The 10,272-nt window shown below is 34.9% G+C and carries 11 protein-coding genes; 4 read left to right on the top strand and 7 right to left on the bottom strand.

The annotated features are described in order from the left end of the window. The 3 genes from H344_RS21490 to H344_RS0114255 all read right to left on the bottom strand — a co-directional run. Positions 1-248, bottom strand: a 248-nt coding sequence (locus tag H344_RS21490) for a transposase (RefSeq protein ID WP_205667183.1), incomplete at its 3' end; no start/stop codon positions are given. 361 nt (positions 249-609) lie between these two features. Continuing rightward, positions 610-912: a ribosome hibernation-promoting factor, HPF/YfiA family gene (gene hpf, locus H344_RS0114260; protein ID WP_026810932.1), complete on the bottom strand. Its 303-nt coding sequence runs from the start codon at positions 910-912 to the stop codon at positions 610-612. Between the two features lie 308 nt (positions 913-1,220). Further along, on the bottom strand, positions 1,221-2,063 hold the full coding sequence (locus H344_RS0114255; RefSeq protein ID WP_026810931.1) for a helix-turn-helix domain-containing protein: 843 nt from the start codon (positions 2,061-2,063) through the stop codon (positions 1,221-1,223). Positions 2,064-2,290: 227 nt separating this feature from the next. Here H344_RS0114255 and hxlB point away from each other — a divergent pair, with 227 nt between their 5' ends. Then, positions 2,291-2,884 carry a 6-phospho-3-hexuloisomerase gene (gene hxlB, locus H344_RS0114250; protein WP_026810930.1) on the top strand — a complete coding sequence of 198 codons (594 nt, stop codon included), beginning with the start codon at positions 2,291-2,293 and terminating at the stop codon, positions 2,882-2,884. A gap of 50 nt (positions 2,885-2,934) precedes the next feature. Continuing rightward, positions 2,935-3,564 carry a 3-hexulose-6-phosphate synthase gene (hxlA, locus tag H344_RS0114245; protein ID WP_026810929.1) on the top strand — a complete coding sequence of 210 codons (630 nt, stop codon included), beginning with the start codon at positions 2,935-2,937 and terminating at the stop codon, positions 3,562-3,564. A 122-nt stretch (positions 3,565-3,686) separates the two neighbouring features. On the opposite strand, the gene H344_RS0114240 is transcribed toward hxlA, so the two are convergent. The 3 genes from H344_RS0114240 to H344_RS0114230 all read right to left on the bottom strand — a co-directional run bounded on the left by H344_RS0114240 (position 3,687) and on the right by H344_RS0114230 (position 7,204). Further along, positions 3,687-4,496 carry a universal stress protein gene (locus H344_RS0114240; RefSeq protein ID WP_026810928.1) on the bottom strand — a complete coding sequence of 270 codons (810 nt, stop codon included), beginning with the start codon at positions 4,494-4,496 and terminating at the stop codon, positions 3,687-3,689. Between the two features lie 139 nt (positions 4,497-4,635). Beyond that, positions 4,636-5,688: a response regulator gene (locus H344_RS0114235; RefSeq protein WP_026810927.1), complete on the bottom strand. Its 1,053-nt coding sequence runs from the start codon at positions 5,686-5,688 to the stop codon at positions 4,636-4,638. 10 nt (positions 5,689-5,698) lie between these two features. After that, positions 5,699-7,204, bottom strand: a complete 1,506-nt coding sequence (locus H344_RS0114230; RefSeq protein ID WP_026810926.1) for a sensor histidine kinase — start codon at positions 7,202-7,204, stop codon at positions 5,699-5,701. A gap of 216 nt (positions 7,205-7,420) precedes the next feature. Between H344_RS0114230 and H344_RS0114225 the strand changes: the two genes are divergently transcribed. Both H344_RS0114225 and H344_RS0114220 read left to right on the top strand, forming a co-directional pair. Beyond that, the gene (locus H344_RS0114225; protein ID WP_026810925.1) at positions 7,421-8,509 is read left to right on the top strand and encodes a site-2 protease family protein; all 1,089 of its coding nucleotides are present in this window, start codon (positions 7,421-7,423) and stop codon (positions 8,507-8,509) included. Between the two features lie 286 nt (positions 8,510-8,795). Continuing rightward, positions 8,796-9,191 (top strand): hypothetical protein, encoded by a 396-nt coding sequence (locus H344_RS0114220; protein ID WP_026810924.1) that lies wholly within the window; start codon positions 8,796-8,798, stop codon positions 9,189-9,191. A 170-nt stretch (positions 9,192-9,361) separates the two neighbouring features. Here the strand turns inward: H344_RS0114220 and H344_RS0114215 are convergent, their stop codons facing one another. Continuing rightward, entirely contained in the window at positions 9,362-10,126 is a 765-nt protein-coding gene (locus H344_RS0114215; RefSeq protein WP_026810923.1) for an exodeoxyribonuclease III, read from the bottom strand. Positions 10,127-10,272: the final 146 nt, after the last annotated feature.

Below are 10,272 nucleotides of genomic sequence, written 5' to 3'. Positions count from 1 at the left end.
TCATTAGCATCCTCATATCCCTGCATCAGCATAAATACGCGTTGCTTTAAAAGTTTCTCTATCGTATGGGTGACTAAGATGGGATTGCGACTATCTGGAATAAATTGACTGAAATACCTGATTAACTTGTGTTCCCGCTCTATTTTCTCCAGTAAAACCAGAGAACCATCAGAACTTATTTCTTCTGCAGAAAAATCTACGGAAATTGATTTTTTACCTCGGTAGAAAACTGTATTTTTAGTACTCAAAATTGGGTGATTTTAGTGTTAGTAAAGATGCCTGTAAGCTCTTTAAATATAACACTTTACACCCAATTTTACTATATACCCATGAATTATCCGGGCTAAGACCCGATATTCTTACCCATATGATTAGTATGCTAAAGATTAGCACTGTTGAAATAAAAACATTGAGAATAGCTTGCCAATCTGTAGTAATCCAGTCTTTCATGTTTAATTAGATGTATTGTTATTTAGATTAAAATTAGGGATACTATTAGCTCTGTTTAAGAAAATACTACAAATTAACCTACATGTAAAATAGGTTTATTAGCTAGATAAGGAAACCAAACATTTTTTAATATTTTGGCGACGTATCATTATATGTAGCCTAATGATCTTTCATTTTTTCTTTTCGTTTTCTCAGTTGTCTCTCTAGATCGTTAACAGATTCTGCTAGAGAACTTTCAAAATTATCATGACTAGCTTCAGCAAATAATCGGGGGCCAGGTAAGCTTAATCTAATGTTACAAATTTTTCCGGTATCATCAGACGTGGTATTCTCCTCTTTAAAGAAAACATCGGCTCTGATCACCATGTCATATTTTGTTCCTAATTTATCTAGTTTTTCTTTTGCCAATTCTTCCAAGCGCTTGCTCTTAGAAACATCGTGGTATTCGAATACTATTTGCATGTTTATATTTTTAAATTTTACGGATGATAACCATTATCATGTAGTGATTTAAAGTTAAGTGGAATAAGGAAGAAGAATTAATGCAAATAAAGGTAATATTGATACAAACACTCAGAAAAGCTAATTCAGCAGATATTAAGTGCTTTAAAACCTAAAACTTAAATATATTCCTTCAAAAAGGAATATTAGGTTTTCAGTGTATTATTTAGAGGAAGTATTACAATAAATAATAGTCGTTAAGAAATGACTATTTTATTTGTGTGCTTTTAGGTATTTATTTACCGCATTTCTATATGAAATCAATAGCATTAGCTATACAAGGTATTATCATGTGATTGAACATGTTCTCTTACCTTAGTTTGAAATTCTAATGGGGTCTGACCTGCATGCAGTTTAAAGAAACGACTGAAATAGGAATGATCCTTAAAATCCAAATTATACGCAATCTCTCTAATAGTATTCTCTGTGTGCAAAATCTGTCTTTTTGCTTCTTGTATTAAACGGTCGTGAATTATTTGTACGGCTGTTTTATCTAACTTTTCTTTTAATATTTGGTTTAAACGTTTTGCACTTAGACCGAGTTGTTCAGCATAAAATCCGGCATTTCGTTGCTCCAAATAATTGTCTTCCAGTAACATCATAAACTCGTACACTCGCTTTTCATTGATGTCTTGTAAGGTAAAGTGTTGTTCTTTTAACTGTATCAATTTCAATAAAAACACTTTTAAAAGTGCTTTAACCATAATAAAGCTAACGGTTTCTTTTTGGTATTCTTCTTCTAATAATTGATATACATCTTCCAAACCTTTAGAGGTCTCTTCATTTACTTGTAGACATGAAAACTCCCCTTGTATATTAAACATTCGGAAAACATCTAATAAAAACTCTTTTAGGTCCCCTTCTAATAAGTCTTGTTTAAAGGATATAAGGACACCGTTTTTACCAGCCTTATTTAATTGATGGACCCGATAGGGAGGTATCAAATAAATCCAATCTCCTTTTAAGGTTTGAAAATCGTGTTGCGGAACATGAAGGGCATCCTCATTACGCAGCCATACTATTTCATAAAAATCCTTTCTAGCAGGATCATTTAAATACGCAGGAGGACAGTTGCCTAAATTTTTAATATATAAAACCTGATCGCTAAGCATAATATATGTTTTTAACTGAAAAATAGGTGTCGTTATTTAGGCTATAAAAGGACTGATAAGGACACGATTTCCAAAATGTACCACAAAAATAGAAAATAATACCATCACTTTTATTGAAATGGGCAAATAGTACTACACAACTATCAAATTGTGTAACTCCGATGGCTGGAGTCTGCCGTATCTTTGCATCGCAGTTAGAAGGTCATAAAGATTTCAAATTGAAAGTTATGGAAAACACATTTACAGTAGAGGCATCAAAAGAATCACAATTAGTAGCGTCAGCAATGCAAACCATTATGGATGAGCATCAAAAACTAACTGCTAATATTAAATCTGAGGAGATTGCGGCTTTAATGCCAGCTATCAATAAGGCCAAGTGTATTTTTTTAATGGGTGCTGGTAGAACAGGACTTATGATTAAAGCTTCGGCTATGCGTTTAATGCATTTGGGCTATAAAGTATATGTGGTAGGGGAAACTACAACTCCAGCTATCAATGAAGGAGATTTGTTAATCGCAGGATCTGGTTCTGGTACAACAGGAGGAATTGTAAGAGCTGCCGAAACGGCTAAGAAAGTAGGGGCTAGCGTGGTATGTTTTACAACGGATGCTTCATCTCCTTTGGCAACATTGGCAGACTATACAGTTACCATACCTGCAGCACAAAAACAGGAAAGAGACGAAGCTATTTCTAAACAATATGCTGGTAGTCTTTTTGAGCAATCCCTCTTATTGAGCTTTGATGCTCTTATACAGGCCTTATGGGATGTAGATGGTAGTACGGCTTCTGAATTATGGAAGCGACATGCCAATATGGAATAATTAATAGAGAATTAGAATAATTAATAAAATACATTTAAAATTAGAATAGTATGGCAAAATTACAAGTAGCAATCGATTTATTGAAAATAGAGGATGCAATCGCTTTGGCAACAAAAGTGGCTCCCTACATAGATATTATTGAATTAGGAACTCCACTTATTAAAAGTGAAGGTTTGGCTGGAATTAGAAAAATGAAAGATGCTTTCCCAGATAAGTTAGTTTTAGCTGATTTTAAAACCGCTGATGCTGGAGAATTAGAAGCTAATATGGCTTTTGGTGCAGGAGCTGATTATGTTACCATTTTGGGAACAACAGGAGATTCTACTATCGCAGGTGCAGTTAAAGCTGCAAAAGAACATGGTAAGGGAGTAGTTGTAGATACCATTGGTGTTAAGGATAGAGTTAAACGTGCTAAAAAAGCAATCGCTTTAGGTGCAGAGTTTGTTGAATTACATGCTGGTTTAGATGAGCAGGCTGAAGAAGGATACTCTATTCAGGTATTGATTGACGAAGCTGCAAGAGCAGGTGTTCCTGTATCTATAGCAGGTGGTGTTAACATGAATAGTATTGCCGCTGTAAAGCAGTCTGGAGCAATTGTAGCAGTTGCTGGTGCAGCTATCTACGGAGCTGAAGATCCTGGTGAAGCTGCAAAAGCTTTGAAAGAAATGTTGAATGCATAAGTTGTTATAAAGTTTAAGCACTTTTATAATTAATATATAGGTCCTCATAAATTAAGTTTTATGGGGATCTGTTGATTAATAGCAAGACCTATCCTAAATTATAATAAATGAGTTTTATCCTATTACTCATGTAAAACCAACATAGGAAGGTTATGATGAGGTGGTTTTGGTTTGGAATTAAATAGCAGTTTGTGAATAAAATTTAGATTTTTCGCGAACAATACTAGCATATCGCCATTGTGGCTAGTGAGGTACTCTTCTATAGCTGTGCATACATCGGTTTCTTGTGCATTATGAAAGTAGTATCTATTCTCGTGCGTTTCTTCTAAGTAGTCCTCAAAATATTCTCTGTTTTTTTCTTGGTCATGCGTGAGTTTAATTTTATTGCTAAGGATATTTAGTATTTGTAACTTAGATCTAGTCAACTCTAAAACTTCCGATATGGATTGTAAGATGTTGTTAGAAAAGAAGATATGGTAGTTTGTGGGGAATATAATTTGTTTAGGACAGCTAGTTAGGGCGCTATCAGGAATAATCAATGTATTACAAGGGATTTTCGTAATTATTTCCCAGATATTATTCCCTATGTTTGAACTCTTTTCAGTGGAAAAAATTTCACTTCCCAGGGCAATCAAATCAATTTTTTTTTCTGCAACAATTTCTCTGAGGATAGAAATTTTGTTTCCAATGAGATGAATAGCCATAAACTGATGTCCTTGAAAAGTAGACAGAATAGCTACACGCTCCATAAACGCTTTAAGTTTTTCTTTGGTGGGTAAAATAATTGAGTTTTTTACTTCTTCAGGCTTGTCTAAATTCCCAACATACAACACGTAAAAATTTATAGGGGCATCAGCAAAAAGCTTTATGCTGTACGCCAATGCATTAAATGAATTCTGTGAAAGGTCGGTAGGTATAAGAATATTTTTCATAAGCAAACTTCTAATCAAAAGTAGGCTTATGAAAAATAGTGGACTATGACATTCCTCACACTGTGAATTATTTACTCACTAAGTGAGATTAGAATGACCCGACGCGCTCCCGGAGAAAATTGATTATTAAGTACTCTTGCTAATTAATATATTTCAACGCATTTAATTCTTTTATTCTGATATTACGACCTTCAATTGCAATTAGCCCTTCTTTTTTAAATCCAGAAAGGGTTCGTATTAGGCTTTCCGTAGCAATTCCCGCCACACTAGCTAAGTCGTTCCGAGATATTTTAATAGCATCTCCTGTTTTTTTATCCATTACTTCTGCAAACTGAAGAAGGGTTTGAGCGGTCTTTTTACGCACAGAACTGTAGGCCATTTGTAATAGCTGTGACTTTATTTCGCTAATATTACCTGTTAAAAGTTCTACTAATTGTAGAGAGATTTCTTTGTTATTCTCAAGGAGTTCTTGAAGGTCTCTTTTAGGAATACCCACCAATTCTGTTTTCTCCATTGCGGTGGCTGATTCTAAAAAAGGGTCGTTGTTAAAAAATGAGTTGAAACCTAAAAAATCGTCTACCTTATTAAGAGAGGTAATCAGTTCCTTTCCATCTTCGTCCATACTATGGCATTTTATTAGTCCTCTGGTGATCAGGTAAATCAGATTAGATCTGTCTCCTTCTTCATATATAATATCTCCAGAGTTAAATGTTGTTAACTCTCCATTTTCCTGAAAAAATTGTCTTAATTGAGATAAGGTTTTTAATTGGTTATTGACCTGCCCATCAGCTTGGTCTCCAATCGTGGAAGAGCGTTGTAATAGTTTTACTTTTGCTAGTCGACTTTCTATGGCATTTATTAGGTCCTCCTCTTCAAAAGGTTTGGTTAAATAATCGTCTGCACCCATAGCCATTCCTTTTCGTATTTCTTTATTTTCGGTTTTTGCCGAGAGAAAAATAAAGGGAATCTGTTTAGTGTTTTCATCTGTAGACAGTTCATGGAGCACACCATAACCGTCAATTTCTGGCATCATTATATCGCAAACAACAATATCGGGGAGGTGTTCCTTGGCCATTGTAATCCCTACTCTTCCATTATATGCAGTGATCACTGAATAATCTGCAAGCATTAATAACTCCTCAGTATTTTCACGTAAGGCCTTGTCGTCTTCTATCAATAAAATTGTTTTCATTAGCAGTTATTTATTGGTGATAAGGGATTAATATAGTAAAATTGGAACCTTTATTTTCTTCACTAGAAAATTCTAACGTCCCCCCTAAATTTTCTAAATGTTGTTTTGCAATATTGAGTCCTATTCCAGTTCCCTGAGTTAATAAGGCATTCTCTGCCCTAAAATAGCGATTAAAAATATGTTTCTGTTCTTCCAAGGGAATTCCTATTCCTTCATCAATTACATTGATAACTATGTTGGTATCTACATGCTTTATCTTCAGGTCTATAGTGGCATTTTCTGGAGAATATTTAATAGCATTGTTTACAAGATTGGATAACGCCAACTCTAGGGTTTTGGGGTCAAATTCTATAATAAGATCGTCTATGTCTTCAGGGTAGTTTATTTTTTGACCCGTTTTTAGCAACATATTGGCATCATAAACCACTTCATTAATCACTTTGCTTAATGGGAAAGTTTCTAACTTATAATTTGTGTTGCCAGAGTCCAGTCTTTCAACAGATAAGAAATCGTTTAGAATAGCATCTAGGTACTTAACTTTACTTCGAATAGTGGTCACATGCTTATCCCTTTTATCTTGTTGTTCTGTTTGGGTGTATTTACCCAAAAGAGTAATAGAGGTAAGTATGCTACTTAATGGCGTTTTAAATTCATGAGAAACAAGAGATAAGAATCTAGTTTTAAGTTCATTTAGTTCTCTTTCCTTGGCCAGTGCATCAGTGAGCTGTATGGTACGCTCTTCTACCTTGCGTTCTAGTCTTTCTGTGTAATTATTTCTGTCGGTTATATCTAGTATTATGGCTACAAACACCTTTGTCTCGCCCATAGCCGATATCTGAAGGTGCACTTCTACAGGATAAATACTACCATCTTTTCTTTGATGCGTAGTTTCAAACTTTAACTTAGCCTTTTCACTGTTTTGTAAAGGAGCTACCAATTTTAAAAATTGATTTCTATCGATTTCAGGTTTTATATTATAGGGAGTCATTGTTTTAAACTCCTCTAAGGAATACCCCATATTCCGTTGTGCTTCTTTGTTTACATCTACAAAAAGAAATGATTGGGCATTAAAAACGTAAATTTCGTTTAAGGATTCATCAAAAATTCGAAACCAATGGCTTAACTCCTTTTCTTTTATTTTTCGTTCGGTTATATCAATAACCAAAGCCATTACATAGGTCTCATCGTCAATTTTAAACGGATTAAGCCCAACTTCAACAGGAAATTCCTCCCCGTTTTTTCTAATGCCGTGGAGGTCTCGCCCTTTCCCCATTTGGCGCTTTTTGCTTTTTGCGACAAAATTATTCACATGTGTACCATGTCCTTGATGATACCTTCGGGGAATAACAGTCTCCAAAGGTTGACCTATAAGTTTTGATTTGTCATATAGGAACATTTCATCGGCAGCCGAATTTGTGGCTACAATTACCTGTTCCTTATTCACCACTATAATTCCCTCGGAAATTCCTTCCGAGATTAATTTAAAAACATGGTTGTCTGAAAGAAAATGTTGCATGTGTCAAATGTAAAAAAATATTGGTGACTTCAGCTTTATTAGATGATGGTTGTTGTAACTATATAAAAGAGATAATTTTTAAGAAAATGACTAAAATATATATTTTTTTACGCTAGTTAATTGGTAGTTCACTTTCTAATGTCTCAATGCTGTTCATGATAAAAATCATTGCTAATCAATGGCTTTCAAAATACCTTAGTATAAATCTGTTTTGTCATGAAAGGCACATTAAAATTAGGGAGTGTTTCTGGGATAAAAATCGAGGTACATTGGACGTTTACCTTGCTGTTGGTATGGGTTGCCTTTATTGAGGTTAAAGCGGGGGCAGATTTAACAAGAATATTGATAAATGAGGCGTTAATCTTAGTTCTCTTTGGGTGTGTGGTGCTTCATGAATTGGGTCATGCCCTTACTGCAAAAAGGTTCAATATTAAAACAAAAAACATCCTTTTATTACCAATAGGGGGAGTTGCTAGCTTGGAAAAAATGCCAGATAAACCGGGGCAAGAATTGCTAGTAGCCATTGCAGGTCCGGCTGTTAATGTGGTTATAGCTTTTTTACTAGCGTTGGTAGTTCCATTTAAATATTACCTAGGTCTTTCTGCTACAGAGATGACAGAAGTGCTTTATACACCTTCGCTTCCAAACTTTCTTCTCTATCTTTTTACAGCCAATATAATGTTGGTGGTATTTAATCTAATCCCAGCCTTTCCCATGGATGGAGGCCGTGTACTTAGAGCTTTGTTATCCTATAGATTGGGACGTGTTAAGGCTACTAAGATTGCATCGGGAATTGGACAGACCCTTGCAGTAGTATTTTTTGTATTAGGATTTCTATACAATCCATTCCTTATTTTAATAGCGCTATTTATCTTCTTTGGGGCCTATGCAGAGAATCAGATGGTACAACGGACTTCCTTGTTAAAAGGTCATTTAGTAAAAGAAGCTACCTTAACTAATATAACCATACTTAGTCCAGTTAATAGCCTACAAGAGGTGATAGATTTATTATTAACGAGCACAGAAAAAGATTTTATAGTGCGGGATAAAGATGAAATTGTGGGAATAATAGCTTATAAAGATATTATTAAGAATGCTAACACCCCTTGTACTTTAGTAAAAGAGATTATGCAGAAACACTTTAGAACGGTTGATGCTTCGGCAAGCCTAACCGAGGTATTGGAAATGATTGGAAGGGAAAAACATGGGTTTTACCCCGTAATAGAAAACGGTAAGCTTATTGGAGCTATAGATCAAGTTAATCTAAGCGAGTTTATACTGTTAAAATCGGCTTCCTTAAATTAAAGGGGTAAAGTTGAATCTAAGTATTTTACTAAAGAATATACTTAGAGGTAGTTAAATTTTATTAATTTAAAGGAGGCTTGCAGAAATTAAAATTCTTGATAACCAGTAAAGTGATAAACGGATTGTTTTACTCGATAATCGAGATTTAAATGCTCCGAGGCTTGCTTGCCCGAATATTTCAGGCGGGCCTCGAAATCAATACGTTTTTTCTCTTTTAATGCCTTGTGGGCCTGCCCGAATTTTTCAGGCGGGCTTGCCCCGAAGTAGTTTACTAAAGTTATTTTTTATGAAAAGAACAGAATTAAATGAAATGTCCGATTCAATTTCTGGTAGAGGGTTAGATATTCTACACCAAGAAAGTAAAGATTGGTTAAATATTATTGCTTTTTGGACGGATGAATCAAGATTTTTTGCTGATTTGCTAGATAAGAAAGACAGAATTCACTCGGAGAGAATCGAAATGCTTCAATATTTGGATAAGGTTCATAAAAGTCTTTTTCATTACTTGGCGGAAGACATAATAGCCCATGAAAAACATTTGTCTAGATTGCTAAAGGGTAAGAAGGGGGTAACAGCCGGTGAATATGTAGAGAAACATATGGATTTGCGAGAGCAAATTCACCTATTTACTATGGACTTCAAAGAATTTAAAAAAATGGTCTTTGATTTTGCGAAAAAATAACTTGGGTGAAGTTCCTTTTTAAAACGATATATTAAAATGTAAAATGGCTCCATTTTTCTTATGGAGCCATTTTACACATTATTTAAGGCCTAATTAATCCAACGAGTGTGATGGATTATGAAAGGTTGGTGCATCCAAGTTATAATGGCCTTCCAGGAGATAATTAACTTTTATAGATCTAATTCTAAACCTACGGGGCAATGATCAGACCCCAAAATTTCGTTATATATTTTTACAGACTTAATTTTATCTTTAAGGGATTTGCTCACTAAAAAATAATCTATTCTCCAGCCCGTATTACGTTCCCTGGCTTTAAAACGATAGCTCCAATAGGTATAGGCAACGGTATCTGGATGTAGTAATCTAAAGGAATCTACGAACCCAGCAGCAATAAAATTGTCCATTCCATCAATTTCTACCTGTGTATAACCAGCAGTTTTGTTGTAGTTAGACTTGTCATTTTTTAAATCGATGGCCCTATGGGCGACATTAAAATCTCCACAAGCAATCACAGGCTTAGCTTTCTCCAAATTAGTGAGGTAAGCAAGGAAATCTTCGTCCCATTTTTTGCGGTAATCTAAGCGGACTAATTTTTGGCCCGAATTGGGGACATAGACGTTAACCAAATAAAAATCGGGATATTCCACACACTGTACCCGTCCTTCCATATCGTGTTTTGGTATTCCCATATCATTTGCTGTACTTATAGGTGTTGGCTTGGAGAGGACAGCTGTTCCCGAATATCCTTTTCTTTCTGCAGAGTTAATATTTTTCGTGTAATCTGTCATCGGCGTTAAGGCATCAGCAACTTCATCATCCTGGGCTTTGGTTTCTTGCAAGCAGAGAATATCTGGATCCAATTGTGAAATCGATTCAAAAAAATCCTTTTTTACAACGGCTCTAATACCGTTTACGTTCCATGTAATAATGTTCATAAAATTCAGCTTTTCATTATAACTCACTAAGTGAGGTTTAAATGCTACAACACTTTTCTACCCATTCCGTTTAGGTGGGCATAGAAGTGCTATTAATAGGTTCTGACCGATGTTAATGACTTCTTCTGAAGTGTTAGACATAAGAA

This window comes from Arenibacter latericius DSM 15913 (genome assembly GCF_000424985.1).
Lineage (GTDB): Bacteria > Bacteroidota > Bacteroidia > Flavobacteriales > Flavobacteriaceae > Arenibacter > Arenibacter latericius.
This window is presented reverse-complemented; position numbering and strand designations above follow the sequence as displayed.